Origin of the sequence: Candidatus Halobonum tyrrellensis G22 (assembly GCF_000495475.1) — an archaeon.
Taxonomy (GTDB): Archaea; Halobacteriota; Halobacteria; order Halobacteriales; family Haloferacaceae; genus Halobonum; species Halobonum tyrrellense.
Map to the genome: position 1 here is coordinate 144,568 of NZ_ASGZ01000002.1, position 17,283 is coordinate 161,850.

Sequence of the window (17,283 nt, forward strand, 5' to 3'; positions counted from 1 at the left end):
ACTGTCGGGCAACACCGAACGGCCACCGGATACGACTCGCCGAGCGGTCGCCCGCCGAAGCGTCAGACGAGACGGTGGTGTCGCCGACGGGACCGGGGTGATCAGTCATCCGTAACAAGAACAGTCATGGCATACGACGTACGAATCGGTGTATGGACCCTCCCTCCGAGGACCTTCCGCTGGTGAGTGTGGTGATCCCGACGTACGACAGACCGGCGAAACTCGTGACGGCCGTCCGCAGCGTCGCCGCACAGACGTACCCGAACGTCGAACTGGTCGTCGTCGACGACGCCTCGCCCTCGCCGGCGCGGGAGGTGCTCGAAGGGGGGTCGTTCGGCGGTCTCCGGTGGCGGTGTGTCAGACACGACCGGAACCAGGGAGCCAACGCGGCGCGAAACACCGGAATCCGCGAGTCGTCGGGCGACATCGTCGCGTTCCTCGACGACGACGACTCGTGGCTGCCGGAGTACGTCGACGCGCAGGTGACGCAGTTCCGCGAGGGGGAGGACGTCGGCGTCGCGCTCGTCGGACAGCGGTACACGTACGACGGGAGGACGACGACGGTTCGCATCCCGACGGTGGGGGGTGACGCGACCCGCGGCCTCTTGGAGGGGGAGGTGAGCGGGACGTTCTCGACGATGGCCGTCAGCCGGTGGGTGCTCGAGCGCGCGGGACTCCCGGACGAGGAACTGCCGGCGTGGCAGGACCTCGACTGGCAGTTCAGGCTGTCGCGTCACTGCTCGTTCGCCGTCGACCCCCGACCGCTCGTCGTCAAAGGGGCGGGGGAGTACGAACAGATCAAGAACGCGTTCGAGGAGAAGCGGGACGTCTCCTACCCGCGACTCATCGAGAAACACCGCGACCTGGCCGCCGAGTACGACCGCGAGCGGGAGTTCGTCGAGTCGCTGTCGGTCACGCTCGCGTCGTCGGCACTGACCAACGGCCACGCCGCCGACGCGCGGCGGTTCGCGTTCAGGGCGCTCCGGCTGAACCCGCTGCTGTTCCGCGCGTGGACGCTGCTGCTGTTGGCGCTGATTCCGTCGTGGCTGTACCAGGCGGTCATCGCGACCCGACGGCGAGTGATCCGGCTACGGAACTGACCGGCGGGCGGGGCGCCCGCTCGCTCCCGACTCGGGGTCGTCCACCGTCTCACGCGTGGCCGTGCCGCTCGTAGAAGCGGCGGACGCGCGGGTCGTCGAGGAGCGGGCGGTGGACCTGGAGGGTCTCGACCCCGGGATGGCTGTTGCGTTCGATGACGACGAACCCCGGGTCGTTCTCGCCGTCCCCCTCGTCCGTGAGCACGACGTCCCACCCGATGTGCGGGAGCGACGGGAGCGCCGCGGCCATCCACAGAATCCGCTCGCGGACCGCCGGCCAGCCGGGCATCTCCACCCCCGCGAGGGGGTCGCCCGTGTCGGGGTGGGCGTCGAACCACCGCAGTTCGCCGGCCGACGACCACCGCGCGCCGTCCGAGAGCGTGCCGTCGCCGGCTATCTCGACCGACAGCCCGCCCCGGCTCCAGTTGTCGACCGGCGCGGACGCCGCCGTCCCGACCCGGTGGACCGCGCCGGCGACGAACGGCCCGTCGGCGTCGTCGTTGAGCGTGACGACCCGGAGCGTGTTGACCGCGTCCGGGAACAGCCGGTCGGCGTAGTCGGCCTGCCGGACGAACTCGGAGACGAGGTACTCCGAGAGGTAGCGGTCCCACTCGCCGGGTTCGACGCCGAACAGCGCGCCCGCACGGCTGGTGAACCCGTGGCGCAAGCGGACCAGTCGGCGCCCGAGGGGGAGCCGGGCGGACGGTTCCGAGACGAGTTCGCCGCCATCCCCTACGGGACGACCGGCGAGTCGGTGACCCGAGAACGCCGGTACCGCCCACCTACCGACGGACGCGTTACGGGCTGACGACCACGAGGTATATGTGACTCCTCGCGGAGCGTACGAACGTGTCCCCGAAACGGTACCTCCGCGCCCTCCTCCGGCCGCGCGAGGCGTTCGACGGGTGGACCCCGCGCCTCCGCGTGGCGCTCGCGCTCGTCGTCGTGTTGTGCGCGCTCAGCGCCGTGTCGGTCGGACGGGCGGGCGATGCGGTCGTCGGCGAGGTGGGTGGCAGCGTCACCGTCGACAACCCCGAACGCCCGCCCGACTGGGTGTGTGAGGGCGGGACGGACTCCGACGTGTGGGACTGTGACGCCCCCGAGACGGTCGAACGGTCGTTCCGGCCGGCCGCGAGCGCCGCCGTCGGCGACGTGACGTCGAAGGCGGCGCTCGTCCCGTTGGCGTGGGTGCTGCTGGTCGGCGGTCTCCTCGCACTCGTCTCCGGGCGCGCGTCCGGGAGCGACGGCGACGCGGCCGACGCGTTCGGCGACGGCGTACGGGTGGCCGCCCTCGCCGCGGTTCCCGGCGTCCTCCGGTATCTCGCCCGCCCGGTCGCCGTCGAGCGCTCGCTGACGGGGTGGAGCCACCCGGCGTCGCTCGACGGCGTCCGGGCGGCCGCCGTCGACGCGCTGTTCCCCGACGGCGCCCTCTGGGCGGCCGTCGTCGTCGTCTCGGCGCTGTGGACGGCCGCGGTGGTTCTCGGCGGCGCGCGCGCCTCCCTCGACGTCCGGCGGACCCCGGCGGCGCTGGTCGCCGCGGCGTCGTTCGCCGCCGTGGCCGGGTCGGTCGCCCTCCCGAACGGCGGGTGGCTCGGCGCGCCGGGCGGGGCGGGACTCGTGTTAGTCCTGGTCGGCGTCGTCGGTCTGGCCGGGGCGCACACCTACATCTCCGTCTCGAAGGCGTTCGAACTCGTCGGGTTCGGGGGGAGCGAGCAGGTCACGCCGAAACCGTGGTACGTCTGGCTCCACCGCCTGACCGGTTTGGCCGTGGTCGCGGTCGGGTTCGTCCTCCTCGACGGGGTCGCACTCGTCTGAGGGGCGGCGTCGGGGTCGCAAGCGTCGGAGTCGTCGGGGTCGGAACCGCCGGTATCGGTCAGGGGCCGACGCTCGTCTCGGGCACCGCCGACGGGAGGTAGACCACTTTCTCGTGTCCGAACCGGAGGCGGCTGATCTGACCGACCGACTCCATCTCCCCGAGCAGGTCGGAGACGTACGACGCCGACCAGTCGGTGAGACCGACGATGGCCTGCTGGGGGAGTTCCCCGTCGGCGTCCGCGAGCGCTCGTAACACGTACTCGTGGGGCAGCAGTCCGGTCTCACAGAAGAACTCCGCGGTCGTGATCGGACCGCCGCTCGCCGAGTCGGCGGTGTCGCCGTCGGCCGAACCGAGCGCGTCGCTCGCGTTCGGCGAGGCGGGGTCGTCGGCGGGCGGCGCCGACCCGGTGTCGGAGCGGTCCGAGTCGTCGGGAGAGGGAGGGCTGTCGGGCACCACGGCTCGGAGGTCGGGTCCGACCTGGAAAAACGAACCGAAATCCGGGGACGGCGGCCGCCCCTCCCGCGGCGGCCGGGGCGGTAGCGGCGGCCGACCGATACCGCCTCGGTCCGACGGCTCCCCGCCCCTCGTTCGGAGTGTATCCGTGTGGGGTGTCGGTCCGAGCGTCGGGGCACGTCGGTCGGGTCGGCAACGCCCGTCGAGGGGTCGGTCGGATCCGTCGGCTCGCCGGGAGCAGTCGGCTCGGTCAGATCGACCGGACTGGTCAGGTCGGTCGGGGCGTCGGCGGCCGGCCCGCCGGGCGTACGTACTGCGGGAGGATGCGACTCGCTCGCCGACGAGCTACCGTCGGAATACGGGTGCGGGGACGGGCGGCGCGTAGCCGGATATGACACCTCTACCGAGTGCGGTCACGCGACCGCGATTCCCGGTCGACCGTCCGGCACAAAAATCCCCGGTTCTCGACGCCGATACTCGAACGCCCCGTCCCGACGACGGAGCGACGGGCTCCCGCCCACCACGCACTTCCGTGTCGCTCCCCTCCTCGTAACCGATGTCGTACACGAAGGTCAACTACGAGGAGACGGAGACGAGCCACGGGATGCACTTCCTCCGGGAGGAACTCGGCTGTGAGGACCACGGCGTCACGGTCGTCGACGCCGACCCGGGCTGGGAGGGACCCGAACACGACCACGCCGACGAGAATCACGAGGAGGTGTACCTGCTCGTCGACGGCGAGGCGACGGTCACCGTCGACGACGAGGAGGTCACCATGGAGTCGGGCGACGCGGTCCGCGTCCCGCCGGAGGCGACCCGACGGATCGAGAACGGCGACGTGGAGAGTACGTTCGTCCTCACCGGCGCGCCCGAGTAGTCCGACGCGCGGCGAGAGCCGACGCCGGACCTCGGTCGGCTCCCGATACGGACCCGGGTCCGGGCGCACACCCGGTCCCCCCGGGGACCCGTAGTTCTATACCGGGTCCGGCGCTCGCACCCGTATGGCTCCGCCGACGGACGACGCGGACGCGAGCGACGAGTCGGGCGGCGACCCGGTCGCGGTTTTCGAGGGCGTCACCTACGCCGACCGCGAGGCGGGCGCGATGGACCTCGATCTGTTCGTCCCCGAGACCGACGACCCGCCGCTCGTGGTGTACGTCCACGGCGGCGGGTGGGTCGCCGAGACCCGCGACAACGTCCCCGACCCCGAGCGGTACGCCGCCGAGTTGGGGTGTGCGCTCGCCAGCGTGAGCTACCGGCTGGCCGAGGTACCCGACGACGCGGACGAGGCGGTGGCGGCCATGTTCGACTCCGACAACCCCACGCCGCGGGGCGTGTTTCCCGACCCGTTCGTCGACGTGAAGGCGTCGATACGGTGGCTCCGTTCGAACGCCGACGAGTACGGCTACGACGCCGACCGCGTCGCCGCGTGGGGGTCGTCCGCCGGCGGCCACCTCGCGCTACTCGCGGGAGTGGTCGACGACGTCGCCGACCTGGACGGAACTGCCTTCCCCGACGCCGACCTGGAGAAGACGGTCGCGCCCGACGAGTCCGGCGCGGTACAGGCGGTCGTCGACTGGTACGGCGTCGCCGACTTCGCGTTGGTCCCCGGCGACGCGACCGACCCCACCTCGCTCCTCCTCGGCGGGACGAAGTCCGACCGCGAGGCGGCGTTCGCGGAGGCCAGCCCCCTCACCCACGTCGCCGCGGACAGCCCGCCGATGCTCGTGATGCACGGCACCGAGGACGACGTCGTCCCGGTCGAACACAGCCGGCGGCTGTTCGACGCCCTCGACGACCGCCGCGTCGACGCGGCCTTCTACGAGTTACACCACCTCGACCACGTCTGGTCGCACGACGGCGTCGAGGCCATCGAGTCCGAGCGCACGGCGATGGACCTCCTCACCGCCGAGCCGACCCCCGCCCAGTCGCTCCGCCGGGCGACCCACGCCGCCGAGGGTGAGAGCGGAACCCCGCTCGTAGAGGGGGCGCCGCCGGCCGGTCCCGTCCCGATCCGGGAGTTCCTCGACCGGACGATCCGGTGAGACGCTAACCGAACGGGACGACCCGCCCGCGAGTCGCTCCCCCGGAACGGACGCGACAGGATAGGACCCGTCCGTCGAGCCGACTCCGAGCGCGGGTCGCTCCCTCCCGGGGATGAACACCATTTATGCCGGGCGCTCGCGTGCCTCGGGGCAGTGGCCGAACCGATCGTCAAGTGGGTCGGCGGGAAGCGCCAACTGCTCTCGGAACTCCGCCCGCGGTTCCCGGCGTCGTTCGACGAGTACCACGAGCCGTTCGTCGGCGGCGGGGCGGTGTTCTTCGACCTCGAACCCGCACGCGGGTCGGTCAACGACCTGAACCGGAAGCTGATCGCGCTCTACCGGGCGGTCCGCGACCACCCCGAGCGGGTCGTCGAGGAGAACCGGACGCACCGGTACGAGGAGGCGTACTACTACGACGCGCGCGACGAGTTCAACGCGCTGTTCGACGGCGACGACCGCTCGACCGACGAGACGGTCCGGGCGGCGAGCCTGTTCGTCTACCTGAATCGGAGCGGGTTCAACGGGCTGTACCGCGAGAACAGCAGCGGCGAGTTCAACGTCCCGTTCGGCAGACACACCAACCCCGACCTCGTCCGCGAGCGACAGATCCGCCGCGCGAGCGCGGTGCTGTCGGACGTCGAGGTGTACAACGCCGACTTCGAGTACGTCCTCGACGAGGCGACGGCGGGCGACCTGGTCTACTTCGACCCGCCGTACGAACCGGTCTCGGAGACGGCCGACTTCACCGAGTACCAGGCCGACGGGTTCGACGCCGACGACCAGAGACGGCTCCGGGACGTCGCGGTCGAACTCGACGAGGCGGGTGTCGACGTGTTGCTGTCGAACTCCCCGCCCGTCGCGGACCTGTACGCGCGCCACGACGCCTTCGACGTCGAGACGGTCGCCGCCGCGCGGACGGTCAGTCGGGACGCGGCGAACCGCGACGACGTCGCCGAGATCATCGTCTCGAACGTCGACGCGGCCGACCGGCGCCAGCGGTCGCTCGACAGTTTCGGCTGAGCCGCCGCGGGTGACCGCACGGCCGGGTCGTCACGCTCCCGCGCGGGCCGCCCGGTCGGGGTCACCTCACAGCGTCATGTAGCCGCCGTCGACCGGGAAGGCGTTGCCGGTGACGAACGACGCCTCCTCGGACGCCAGCCAGACGACGGCGTTCGCCACCTCCTCGGGTCGGCCCATCCGCCCCATCGGCTGCATCCCGACGAACCCCTCTATCTCCTCGGGCGACTCCTCGCTCGCGCGTGCGACCATCGGCGTGTCGATGACGCCGGGACAGACGGCGTTGACGCGGACGCCCGCCTCGGCGTACTGGTTCGCGGCCACGCGCGTCAGCCCGACGACGCCGTGTTTGCTGGCGACGTACGGCACGGCCCCTGCGGCGGCGAGTCCGGCGATCGAGGCGGTGTTGACGACCGCGCCGCCGCCGTTCGCGGCCATCTCGGCCAGTTCGTGTTTCAGACAGAGCCAGACGCCCTTCAGGTTGATGTCGACGACGCGGTCCCAGTTCTCCTCCGACTGTTCGGCGAGGGGTGCGTCGTCGCCTTCGATGCCCGCGTTGTTGTGCGCGACGTCAAGGCTGCCGTACTCGTCGACCGCCGTCGCGACCATCGCCTCGACCGACGCGGCGTCGCTCACGTCCGTCTCGACGAACGTCGCGCTCCCGCCGGCGTCCTCGACAGCGTCGACCGTCTCTGCACCCCCGTCGGCGTCGACGTCGGCGACGACGACGTTCGCGCCCGCCGCGGCGAACCGTTCGGCCGTCGCGCGCCCGATGCCCGATCCGCCGCCCGTCACCACCGCCGTCTTCGAGTCGAGACCGGATACCATGCGAGCGAGTAACTCCCGAACTATAATGAATTTTATTTATAATATCTGGGCGGGGTCCCGTGAGACGAACCGGGTCGGACGCGCCCGGTCGGCGTTCGGGGACGCCGAACCCGAGTCAGCCGGCGACGCGGCGGACGCCGTCCCCGGAGTATCGAACGTGAAAATCGCTCGCCAACATATAAGCCCGGAAGCGACCACGAGCTATCCAACTGGGTATCGGGGTCGGCGGCCGGGCCACGAGCGGACCCGCTCGGGGCGGCCGCATCCGGGGGGTGGTCCCGGTCGCACGACCGAACCTGGTCCACGTCAACCATGAAACTAGGCACGATCGGTGTCGGCAACGCCGGCAGCAAAGTCGTCGACAAGATGGTCGAGTTCGAGACGCTCACCAACCGCAGCCTCTGTCGGGACGCGTTGGTGATCAACACCGCGCGGACGGACCTGTCGAAACCCGACCACGTTCCCGAGGAGCGACGGATCCTGATCGGCGACACCCACCAGAAGGCGAAGGGTCACGGCGTCGGCGGCGACGTCGAGGTGGGCGCCGAGGTGGCGAAGAACGACATCGACGAGATCCGTCGCGCGTTCGACGACGTCGACATCCACGAGGTGGACGCCATCCTCGTCTGCGCGTCGCTTGGCGGCGGCACCGGCAGCGGCGCCGGTCCCGTGGTGATCAACGAACTCCAGAAGATGTACGACGAGCCGGTGTACGCGCTGGGCGTGCTCCCGGGGCAGTTCGAGGGCGGCCGGCCCGCGCTCAACGCCGCGCGGTCGCTCCAGTCGTTCGTCGCCAACGTCGACAACTTCATCGCGTTCGACAACGACGCGTGGCGCTCGAAGGACCAGACCGTCGGCGAGGGGTACGCGGGCATGAACCGCGAACTCGCGACCCGGCTGGTCACGCTGTTGGGCGCCGGCGAGTACGACGAGCCGACCGTCGCGGAGAACGTGATGGACGCGAGCGACATCATGCGGACGCTCGACACGGGCGGTATCTCCTCGATCGGATACGCGTCGACGCCCGTCGAGGACGCCGACGAGGAGGAGGGGCTGCTCGGACGGTTCCGCGAGACGGAGGCGGTCGAGAGCGGGTCGACCCCCGCCGCCAAGATCAACGGCCTGGTTCGGCGGGCGGTCAACTCCCGGCTCACCCTGCCGTGTGAGTCGTCGAGCGCCGACCGGGCGCTGATCGTCCTCTCGGGGCCGCCGTCGGAACTCTCCCGGAAGGGGCTCGAGAGCGCGCGCGAGTGGATCGAAGACGAGGTCGACACCGTCGACGTGCTCGCGGGCGACGACCCCCGCGAGGGCGCCTCCGCGCTGTCGGCGGTGGTGCTGCTGTCGAACGTCACCGAGACGCCGCGGATCGACGCGATCCAACAGCAGGCGGTCGACGCGCAGGACAAGATCGCCCACCAGGACGCGGTGCGCGAAGAGGAGATCGAAGACCTGATCACGGACGACCAGGGCAAGATCGACCCGGTCCTCTGACCGTGAGACCGACCGCCGTCGCCCCCGGGGGCGCCGACAGCGACCGGGGGTTGGGTCGATGAGGCTGGCGGTCGTCGGCGTCGGCGCCGCCGGGAGTCGAGTCGCCAACCGGCTCGTGGCGTTCGAACAGCGGTCCGGCCGCACCCTCTCGGGCGGCAACGCGCTCTTGGTCACCTCGAAACCCCCCGCGTTCGACGCGCCCGAGCGGGTTTCCGACGAGCGGCGCGTGACGATCGGCGACGTCCACGACGCGGTCGACGGCGGGGGCACCCGCGGCGACCCCGACTTGGGCGCCGACGTCGCCCGCGCCGAGCGGGGCGAACTCGTCCGCGCGTTCGACCTGCTCGACCTCCACCGGGTCGACGGCGTCCTCGTACTCGCGGGGCTGGCCGGCGGGACCGGCGGCGGCGCGGGCGCGGTGGTGATTGACCGCCTCCAGTCGGTCTGTGACGAACCCGTCTACGCCGTCGGCGTCCTCCCGAGCGCGAGCGAGGGCGGGCGGGCGGCGCTCACCGCCGCGCGGTCGCTCCGGTCGTTCGTCGAGCACGCGGACAACGTGATCGTGTTCGACAACGACGCCTGGGTGAGCGACCCCCCGGTGGCGGACCGCGACTCCGCCGCCGACGCGGGGGACGACGACGCCGGGACCGATGGGGCCGACGGAACCGATAACCCCGGCGACCCGGTGTCGTTCGACCCCGCGGCGTTCGCGGAGGTCAACGAGGCGCTGGCGGAGCGGCTGGTCGCGCTGTTCGCGGCGGGCGAGTTCGGCGACGGCTCCGCGCCCGAGAACGTGATGGACCCCAGCGACATCGCGCGAACGCTCGACACGGGGGGTGTCTCGACGGTCGGCTATGCCTCGACCGACCTCCCCCCGAACGGCGGGGTTCGCTCGTGGCTCCGCGCGGTCCGCGGCTGGCTGCCCTGGTCGTCCGACGACGAGGAACCGACCGACGCGGCGAGGATCACCCACCTGGTCCGTCGGGCGGCCGGGTCGGCGCTGACGGTCTCCTGTGAGTCGTCGAGCGCCGACCGCGCGCTGGTCTCGCTGTCGGGGCCGCCGCGGGCGCTCTCGCGGAAGGGGTTCGAGAGCGGCCGTCACTGGCTCGAACGCGAGGCGGACGTCGTCGACGTGAAGGCCGGCGACGACCCGATCGACGGGTCGACGACGCTGTCGGCGGTGGTGCTGCTGTCGAACGTCACCGACGTTCCCCCGGTCGAGGCGATGCAGACGCGGGCGCTCGACTACCTCGACGACGCGGAGTCGGAGCGGGGTCGCGACGACCCGGCGGCGGACCGGGACTCGCGGGAGCGGGACGCCGACTGGGGACGCTTCGAGACGGCCGACCCCCGGTAGGGGTCGGCGCTCCGCCGCGCTCCCCGGTTTCCGTCCTCGGGCGAGTCCGGTCGGTGCCCCTCCGAGGGGCGCGCGCTCGGTGGGTCTCTATCGTGACAGGGGGGTGTCCGTACCCGACCACACCCCTGGGGACGTCGACCGTCGGCTACGTCGACCCATTATAAACCGATAAGCGGAGGTGCCGACAGGGTCGCCGTATGTCCGACGATGGCATGCGACGGCGGAGGGTGCTGCGACTGTCGGCGGGAGTGCTCGGGGCGGGCGTCGTCTCCGCGTCCGCGGCGGCCGAGACCGGCGCGACGACCGACGACGAGGATGAGGATGCGGCCGACACGCCTCTCCCGTCGGTGACGGACGTCACGTTCCACGACCTCGACACGGAGGGACTGGAACTCGGCGACGTGTCCGTCCCTGGCGGGGAGACGCTCGGTCCCGTCGCGTCGGTCGGGAGCGGCGGGTTCGCCGTCGACGACGACGGAACGTTGGCCTTCTACGGCGTCGCGGACGGCGGCCCGGAGGTCGACGCCGAGAACGCCGAGGCGCTCACCGGCCGCAGCGCCGACTACTTCTGTGGCGACACCCGTCCCGCGACGATCCGACCGGTTCCCGACTACACGCCGTCGGTGTACCGGATCGGGATCGGATCCGACGGGACCGCCGGCCTGACCGACCGGACCGAACTGACCGACGCGGCGGGCGACGGAATCTCCACGCTCTCGAACCCGCTTTCCGACGCGGCGCCGATGTTCTCCGTCGAGGGCGAGCGGGTCCCGTTCGACCCGAACGGGCTGGACCTGGAGGCGGTCGCGCGGACGGCCGACGGCACCTTCTGGGTCGGCGAGGAGTACGCGCCGAGCGTCGCGAAGGTCGGCGCCGACGGGGAGGTGCTGGCGCGGTACGTCCCCGCGTCGCTCGAATCCACGCTCGACGGCGCGACCTATCCGGTCAGAGGAGCGCTCCCGGCGGTGTTCGAGCGGCGCGACCGGGGCATCGAGTCCGTCGGCGTCGGACCGGACGACGAGACGGTGTACTTCGCGCTCCAGAGCCCGCTGGCCAACCCCGATCCGGCGGCGTTCGAGTCGTCGCGGAACGTCCGGGTGGGCGCGTTCGACCCCGAGACGGAGCGGGTGAGCGCGCAGTACCTCTACCGGCTGGACCGCCCGGAGACGTTCGAGGCCGACGTCGCCGCGGGCGACGTGGCACAGAGCGACGTCAAGGTGAGCGAGCTATCGGTGCTCGGGACGGACCGACTGCTCGTCCTCGAACGGGTCAGCCGGACGACGAAGTTCTACGTGGTCGACCTCTCCGACGTACCGCCGGTCCCCGACGCGTACGACGACCCCGAAACGCGGCCGACGCTCGCGCAGGTCGACCCGGCGTCCGACCCGGAACTCGAAGCCGTTCCGAAACGGCTCCTGTTCACGACCGACGACCACGAGGGGTTCCCGACCAAACTCGAAGCCATCGCGCAGCCGACCCCGGACGAACTGCTGATCGCGAACGACAGCGACTACGAACTGTTCGGCGCTGAGACGCGGGTCGCGCGCGTCGAACTGTCCGGCCCGCTCGGCGCCGACTACTACCAGGTGGACTTCCTCGCGGGCGAACCGATCGAGGAACTCGGCGAGGAGGGGCTGTACGCCGACCAGGACCGCCTGCTCCGGTACGCGTGGGGCAACACCGACGAGGGGGTCACCGACCGCGGGTCGGCGTGGGCGAGCGCCGACGTGCGGAACTGTCTCGCCGACTACGGCCACGTGGTCGAGACCGACGACGGCGCGCGCGTGACGTTCACCGTCGCGGAGGGGTGTGAACTCACGCTGTCGCTGGCGGTCCACTCGATGCCCGGCGAGGCGTTCTCGGCCGACACCGTCGACCAGCAGGTGCTACTCGACAGCACGACCGAGACGTTCGGCCCCGGCGAGCACACCATCGAGATCGACCTGCCGAGCGACGGCGGACGCGCCTGAGACGGCGCCCCCGTCGGCAGTGGGACGCGACCGGGCGCGAACAGGGACCGTCTCCCGGTCGCGGAGGCAGACACGCTAAGTGTCTCCCCGCCCGACCGTCGGTGTGAACGGCGAACGGGAGTACCTGACTCGGGTTTCGGCGGCGCTCCGGGAGGCGTTGGCCGACGTGGTCGACCACGTCGAGGTCACGGAGTCGGAGGAGGCGGACGTACTCGTGGTGCGCGCCTCGGGCGACCGCTTCGGCTCGCCGTCGGTCCGGCGGGGGGCGGAGTATCTCGTCGAGGAGTTCGGTCTCCAGCACGGACTGTCGGTGTCGACGACCGTCCACGACGACAGGCGGGTGTACACGCTCCACCCGCGGCCGGGCGTGTTCGACCCCACCGACTCCGACTGACGCTCCCCCGAAGCGACCGCCCGTCCCGTCACGCCCCTCCGGTGTCGCCGTCCCCCGAGCCGTCGGCGTCGTCGAACCCCGAGAACGGCCGGCGGTGGGTGTTCCGGACCAGGTCCTCGTCGGTGACCCGGAGGCCGAGTTCGTCGAGTTCCTCGCCGATCCGGCTGAGGTCGTCGCCGTCGACCCCGATCGCCCGCACCAGGACGTTCGCCTCGCCCGTCATCACCTCCTGTACCTCGACGACGCCGGCGACGTCGGCCGCCGCGGCGGCGAGTTCCTCCCGCTCGGGGATCGGCGCCGTACAGACGATGAGCGTGAACAGTTGGTACCCCGCCGCCTCGTAGTCGACGTCGGCGTGGTACCCCCGGATCACCTCGTCGGCTTCGAGCCGCTGGATCCGGTTCCGGACGGTGCTCGCCGAGACGTCGAGCGCGGACGCGACGTCGCTCGACGAGGTGTGGCGGGCCTCCCGCTGGAGCGTGTAGAGGATCCGCCTGTCGAGCGCGTCTATCTCTCGAATCATCGTTCGCCCCCCGGTTCGACCCTCGCCGGTATAATGGTGGAGGGACCGGTCGCGCGGGCGACGCGAGCCGCCACGACGCCGGCCGCGCGCCGCGTCTCACGGCTCGCGTTCGACGCGCCACGTGGTCGAACTGCTGTACCCCCACTGGTCGACGCGCAGGTCCGTCTCGGCGGTCTGGAACTCGAAGAACAACCGCGCCCACCTCCTTGGGGGAGAGCCCCGTCTCCGCGGCGACCTGCCGGCTGTTGAAGTGGCGCGGCCCGTCGGCGAGTTCCCGCCGGAGGTACGCGCGCAGGACGTTCCGCTTCTCCTCGCCGTCGGTCGGATACGTCCGCCATACCCGACGAACCCAGCCGGGACGTGATGAGTGGTTGACGAACTTCCTCCCGGATCGGCCACGAGTTAGGCCCGGATCCACCCGAACTCGGCCGACCGTCCCCGGGCGGCCGGGTCGCGTCAGTCGTAGCGGTCGGCGGCGTCGTTGAGCGCGAGCCAGTAGCGGACCAGCGCCGCGGCGTGGCCCTCGTCGTCGTCAGCCCGACGGACCGCCGCCTTGTACGCCTCGTGTACGACCGCCGCGAGCGGGAGCGCGGTGCCCCGCTCGCGGGCGAACTCGCGGGCGTACCCCACGTCCTTGTCCCAGATGGCGAGGCCGCCGAGCCCCTCGATGTCCTGCGTGAAGTCGCCGGTCAGGTAGCGCTCCCAGACGTCGAACCCGAGGAACTCCGAGAACAGCGACGGGTCAACGTCGTTGTCGCGGACGAACTCGACGACTTCGGCGTCGACCGCGCGGTGACCGGCGTACCGCATCTGGAGGCCGAGTTTGAACACGGTCCCCCGCGGGACCGGGCCGACGCGGACGTGGTCGTCGCCGAGGGCGTCGAGGAGGTCGCTCGCGCGTTCGTACCGGTCGGCGGTCCCGCCGACCATCAGGTGGTAGCCCTCCCGGGGCGCCCCGCCGGTGATCGGCGCCTCGACGAAGTCGACGCCGGCCGCGTCGCACCGCTCCTCGCAGGCGACCGACGTCGCCGGCCGGGTCGTGCTCGCGTCGACGACGAGTTCCCCGCCGTCGAACGCCGCGATGGCGCCGTCGCCGTCCCCGCCGCCCGCCATCGTCGCCTCGACCTCCGCCGACCCCGGGAGCGCCAACACCAGCGTCTCCACCTCGCGGGCCACCTCGGCTGGCGACTCGGCGGCGGTCGCCCCCCGCTCCGTCGCGTACGCCGTCTGGCGGTCGTCGACGTCGTACACCGTCAGCGGGTAGCCCGCCGCGAGCAGGCGGTCGACGAACAGTTTCCCGATGTAGCCGACGCCGACCAGGCCGATCGGTCTCATCCCTCCCCCGGTCGGTCCCCGGGACCGTAAGCGCCGGGGGCGAGGAGGGCGACCGCGGCGGCGCTCGGCCTCGGGACCGGAACCGACCCGAACTGGATCGGGTCGGACCGACTCTCGAACGAGATACATACTGTGTCTGACTGTAGATCTAACACATACAGACGGAATCACGAACGCGAACGACGAGACGCGTCGCTCTCGCGCGACCACCCCGACGGCGGGAGCAGTAGAGTCACTCTCGTCCCGGACGCCGACGCCGTAGCCGGTGGGGTTCACACGCGCTCTCCGCCTCGTCACCCCGCCCGACCCGCCGGACGGTCCGTCCGATCGTCGTCCCGGTCACGGACCCGGCTCACCCCCGGTGGGGCCGCACAGATCGCCGTACGCTCGTGAACGGCGTCGAACCGGGACGATTCCCGTTCGCGCCCCGGTTCGTCCGCGTCGGTCCCGGCGTGGAGAGGACGGACGCCCCCACCTCCCAATTCGTCGTCGAAACCGCGGTGAGGCGGCGCGGCCGGAGCATCTCGGCGGGCCATCCGTTCCGTCTCCGCCGCCAGAGAGCTATTGCGGCGCGAGGAGAACCGGTGGCGTCTGCGGGGTCGATAGCCGGTCTGCGACCTCCGGACCCAGAAGATGGTGTCTCGCTGTCTGGTGTGCGCTTTCGGGTCGTTCCTCGCTCGCTCCGGGACGGGGTTCGTGTACCGGCGGCCGACGCGGATCCTGAAGTCGACGCGAGCGACGAACGCGAACCCACGTCTCGGACTCGAAATATATCGGATTAGAGTATAGTATTTCGAGACGGTAAGTGCGTCTCGACGACCGTCGTTCCGCGGTGGGCGCCGGGACCTACTCGGTCTACCGACGCCCCCGCGGCGTCCGTCGCGAGGCGGTCACTCGACGGGCATCCCTCCCTAGCCGAGGGGGGACGCGACCACGGGTCGGGGACCGGGCGCCGACCGTCGCCGTCGTTCGGCGCTACTGCGGGTCGTACTGGAGGTCACCCTCGTGGACCCACCAGAACTGCGGCCACTTGACGTTGCGGTTGGGGCTGTCCGTCGGGGCCTCCGTCCACTCGTCGTTGGTGACCCACGACTGCTCGTACTTCGACACCAGCCCGAGGAACGGCAGGTCGACGTGGTTGTACCACGCCGACTGCTGGACGTACGGCCGCGCCTCCTCGTCGCCGCTCTGTCGTGCGATCTGTTCGGCCGTGCTCAGCGGGGTGTCGAGGGTCAACTCGCCGCCGTCGCGGCCGGGGACGGTCTGGCTCTCCTGTGCGATCGACCGGTAGTTGTGCCCGCCGCCGATGTCGGTCGCGTACATCTGGTAGTACAGCGGGAAGTAGGGGAACGCCGACCGCGACCCGCCGGGCAGCCAGTAGAACGACCCCATCTTGAAGTTGCTCTCGGAGTAGCGGGTGAACCACTCGTTGGTCGGGAGCGTGCTGATCGAGAAGTCGAAGCCGAAGTCGTTCAGTTGGCTGGTGACCGTCTGGGTCATCGTCGTCCAGTCGCTCCAGCCTGCCGGCGAGTAGTAAGTGCCGCCGAGCGTCCGCCCCTCCTTCGACCAGGTGCCGTTCTGCCGGCTGTACCCCGCTTCCTGGAGGAGTTCGGCCGCCCGGTCGGTGTTGCTCGACTCGGGGCCGTACGTCTCGAAGTCGTCCATCCAGTCGCCGAGCCAGTACTCCTGGTCCTCGGGTGCGATCCCACACGGGACGGGGGCGGTGAACTTGGTCTGGGGACCCGCGTTGTCGACGATCGACTGGCGGTTGATGACGTGTGCGACCGCCTGTCGGACGTTCCGGTTGCCGAAGTCGGGGTCGTCGTGATTGAAGACGATCCCGTACCCCCACTTGGCGGGGATGTTCACCTCGACCACGTGGTCGGGGAACCGGTCGGCGATCTCCGGCGGGGTGAACGCACTCGTCGCCGCGTCGACTTCGGTGCCCGAGATGAGCGCCTGGTGTTGGGCGGAGCCACCGCCGGTGTTCTCGATGAGTTGGGTCTGGAAGTTGACGTTGTCCGACTTGTAGAACTGGGGGTTGCGCTCGAACTCGAACGCCTGACGGTCCTTGCTCGCGAGCGAGAACATCCCCGTCGCCACCGGGTCCTCCCACGCCCACTGGAGCAGTTCCGCCGTCTCGCGGTCGAGCCACTCCTCGTGGGTCTCGGCCTTCGTGTTGAGGAAGAAGTTGGTGAGTTCGAACCGGATGATCCGCGGGTTCGTCGGTCCCGACAGCGCCAGCCGGACCGTCCGGTCGTCGACGATTTCGTAGTCGTCGACGTAGCCGAACAGCGTGTTGCCGGTCTTCTCCAGCAGTTGGAGTTGGACGTCGAAGTCCTCGGTCGTCCACTCGTCGCCGTCGCTCCACGTGATGTCGTCGCGGAAGGTCATCGTGACCTCCTGGTCAGCGATCTCCAGGTTCTCGAGGGCGCCGTAGAGGAACTCGTCTTCGTTGAACGAGTACTTCAACAGCGGCGCGAACACCGCCCGGCCGGCCGGCCAACTGTAGTTCTGGCTGGCGTAGGCGTTGAAGTGGAGGTCGACGGGGTTCCCGTTGTACGCGTTCACCAGCGACGCGTCGTACACCTGCGAGTCCCCGTCGGAACTCGGCGTGTTGCTGTCACTCGTCTCCCCACTCGTGCCGTTCGTCCCGTTCGTCGCCCCGTCACCGCCGCCCCCGCCACCCGAACAGCCGGCGAGGGCCGCTACCCCGGACGTGCCCGCGGCCGCCAGCATCGCCCGGCGACTCAGGACCTGGTCCAACTCCTCCGGATCGCTATCTGTCGCCATCGTAGTCCGTCTACCTGTCAGGCGCGGTTAACAGTTTCGAGTCGCCGCTCCGCCCGCGGGCGTTTTCCCGACCCGCCAACGCGCCTCACGACCCGCACGTGTTCTCGAATACGAAACGCCCGATCGAGGAAATTACATCGGTATCGATGTAATCCTCACTCGGG

Annotated in this window: 15 protein-coding genes; 9 read left to right on the forward strand and 6 right to left on the reverse strand. The window is 70.8% G+C overall.

All coding sequences use genetic code 11. The features are described from left to right. Positions 1-152: 152 nt before the first annotated feature. Positions 153-1,100, forward strand: coding sequence for a glycosyltransferase family 2 protein (locus K933_RS00760; RefSeq protein ID WP_023392756.1), 948 nt, complete (start codon positions 153-155; stop codon positions 1,098-1,100). A 49-nt stretch (positions 1,101-1,149) separates the two neighbouring features. Here K933_RS00760 and K933_RS00765 read toward each other — a convergent pair whose 3' ends face one another. Next, positions 1,150-1,764, reverse strand: a complete 615-nt coding sequence (locus K933_RS00765; RefSeq protein ID WP_023392757.1) for a sugar-transfer associated ATP-grasp domain-containing protein — start codon at positions 1,762-1,764, stop codon at positions 1,150-1,152. A 182-nt stretch (positions 1,765-1,946) separates the two neighbouring features. On the opposite strand from K933_RS00765, the gene K933_RS00770 reads away from it, so the two are divergent. Continuing rightward, complete coding sequence (locus tag K933_RS00770) at positions 1,947-2,912, forward strand: hypothetical protein (protein ID WP_023392758.1); 966 nt, start codon at positions 1,947-1,949, stop codon at positions 2,910-2,912. Between the two features lie 58 nt (positions 2,913-2,970). Here the strand turns inward: K933_RS00770 and K933_RS00775 are convergent, their stop codons facing one another. Continuing rightward, positions 2,971-3,369, reverse strand: coding sequence for a helix-turn-helix transcriptional regulator (locus K933_RS00775; RefSeq protein ID WP_023392759.1), 399 nt, complete (start codon positions 3,367-3,369; stop codon positions 2,971-2,973). A 553-nt stretch (positions 3,370-3,922) separates the two neighbouring features. Between K933_RS00775 and K933_RS00780 the strand changes: the two genes are divergently transcribed. The 3 genes from K933_RS00780 to K933_RS00790 all read left to right on the forward strand — a co-directional run bounded on the left by K933_RS00780 (position 3,923) and on the right by K933_RS00790 (position 6,431). Then, a complete protein-coding gene (locus K933_RS00780) occupies positions 3,923-4,243 on the forward strand; it encodes a cupin domain-containing protein (protein ID WP_023392760.1) in 321 nt (106 codons plus the stop codon). 124 nt (positions 4,244-4,367) lie between these two features. Beyond that, a complete protein-coding gene (locus K933_RS00785) occupies positions 4,368-5,411 on the forward strand; it encodes an alpha/beta hydrolase (RefSeq protein ID WP_023392761.1) in 1,044 nt (347 codons plus the stop codon). A 153-nt stretch (positions 5,412-5,564) separates the two neighbouring features. Beyond that, the gene (locus K933_RS00790; RefSeq protein WP_023392762.1) at positions 5,565-6,431 is read left to right on the forward strand and encodes a DNA adenine methylase; all 867 of its coding nucleotides are present in this window, start codon (positions 5,565-5,567) and stop codon (positions 6,429-6,431) included. 66 nt (positions 6,432-6,497) lie between these two features. On the opposite strand, the gene K933_RS00795 is transcribed toward K933_RS00790, so the two are convergent. Next, positions 6,498-7,256, reverse strand: a complete 759-nt coding sequence (locus K933_RS00795; protein WP_023392763.1) for an SDR family oxidoreductase — start codon at positions 7,254-7,256, stop codon at positions 6,498-6,500. A gap of 312 nt (positions 7,257-7,568) precedes the next feature. Here K933_RS00795 and K933_RS00800 point away from each other — a divergent pair, with 312 nt between their 5' ends. The 4 genes from K933_RS00800 to K933_RS00815 all read left to right on the forward strand — a co-directional run bounded on the left by K933_RS00800 (position 7,569) and on the right by K933_RS00815 (position 12,468). Beyond that, the gene (locus K933_RS00800; protein WP_023392764.1) at positions 7,569-8,747 is read left to right on the forward strand and encodes a tubulin/FtsZ family protein; all 1,179 of its coding nucleotides are present in this window, start codon (positions 7,569-7,571) and stop codon (positions 8,745-8,747) included. A gap of 58 nt (positions 8,748-8,805) precedes the next feature. Then, positions 8,806-10,104: a tubulin/FtsZ family protein gene (locus tag K933_RS00805; protein WP_023392765.1), complete on the forward strand. Its 1,299-nt coding sequence runs from the start codon at positions 8,806-8,808 to the stop codon at positions 10,102-10,104. Between the two features lie 197 nt (positions 10,105-10,301). Next, positions 10,302-12,074 carry an esterase-like activity of phytase family protein gene (locus K933_RS00810; protein WP_080509150.1) on the forward strand — a complete coding sequence of 591 codons (1,773 nt, stop codon included), beginning with the start codon at positions 10,302-10,304 and terminating at the stop codon, positions 12,072-12,074. A gap of 103 nt (positions 12,075-12,177) precedes the next feature. Beyond that, positions 12,178-12,468 (forward strand): hypothetical protein, encoded by a 291-nt coding sequence (locus K933_RS00815; RefSeq protein ID WP_023392767.1) that lies wholly within the window; start codon positions 12,178-12,180, stop codon positions 12,466-12,468. Between the two features lie 28 nt (positions 12,469-12,496). Here K933_RS00815 and K933_RS00820 read toward each other — a convergent pair whose 3' ends face one another. The 3 genes from K933_RS00820 to K933_RS00830 all read right to left on the reverse strand — a co-directional run bounded on the left by K933_RS00820 (position 12,497) and on the right by K933_RS00830 (position 17,065). Further along, entirely contained in the window at positions 12,497-12,991 is a 495-nt protein-coding gene (locus K933_RS00820; protein WP_023392768.1) for an Lrp/AsnC family transcriptional regulator, read from the reverse strand. Positions 12,992-13,447: 456 nt separating this feature from the next. Continuing rightward, the gene (locus K933_RS00825) at positions 13,448-14,326 is read right to left on the reverse strand and encodes an NAD(P)-dependent oxidoreductase (RefSeq protein WP_023392769.1); all 879 of its coding nucleotides are present in this window, start codon (positions 14,324-14,326) and stop codon (positions 13,448-13,450) included. A 975-nt stretch (positions 14,327-15,301) separates the two neighbouring features. After that, positions 15,302-17,065, reverse strand: coding sequence for an ABC transporter substrate-binding protein (locus tag K933_RS00830; RefSeq protein WP_049947457.1), 1,764 nt, complete (start codon positions 17,063-17,065; stop codon positions 15,302-15,304). Between the last annotated feature and the right edge of the window lie 218 nt (positions 17,066-17,283).

What these genes read in the sequence shown, in the direction of transcription:
- K933_RS00760 (WP_023392756.1), top strand. Translation starts at nt 153, where the DNA reads ATGGACCCTCCCTCCGAGGACCTTCCGCTGGTGAGTGTGGTGATCCCG.
- K933_RS00780 (WP_023392760.1), top strand. Translation starts at nt 3,923, where the DNA reads ATGTCGTACACGAAGGTCAACTACGAGGAGACGGAGACGAGCCACGGG.
- K933_RS00785 (WP_023392761.1), top strand. Translation starts at nt 4,368, where the DNA reads ATGGCTCCGCCGACGGACGACGCGGACGCGAGCGACGAGTCGGGCGGC.
- K933_RS00795 (WP_023392763.1), bottom strand. Translation starts at nt 7,256, where the DNA reads ATGGTATCCGGTCTCGACTCGAAGACGGCGGTGGTGACGGGCGGCGGA.
- K933_RS00800 (WP_023392764.1), top strand. Translation starts at nt 7,569, where the DNA reads ATGAAACTAGGCACGATCGGTGTCGGCAACGCCGGCAGCAAAGTCGTC.
- K933_RS00805 (WP_023392765.1), top strand. Translation starts at nt 8,806, where the DNA reads ATGAGGCTGGCGGTCGTCGGCGTCGGCGCCGCCGGGAGTCGAGTCGCC.
- K933_RS00810 (WP_080509150.1), top strand. Translation starts at nt 10,302, where the DNA reads ATGTCCGACGATGGCATGCGACGGCGGAGGGTGCTGCGACTGTCGGCG.
- K933_RS00820 (WP_023392768.1), bottom strand. Translation starts at nt 12,991, where the DNA reads ATGATTCGAGAGATAGACGCGCTCGACAGGCGGATCCTCTACACGCTC.
- K933_RS00825 (WP_023392769.1), bottom strand. Translation starts at nt 14,326, where the DNA reads ATGAGACCGATCGGCCTGGTCGGCGTCGGCTACATCGGGAAACTGTTC.
- K933_RS00830 (WP_049947457.1), bottom strand. Translation starts at nt 17,065, where the DNA reads ATGCTGGCGGCCGCGGGCACGTCCGGGGTAGCGGCCCTCGCCGGCTGT.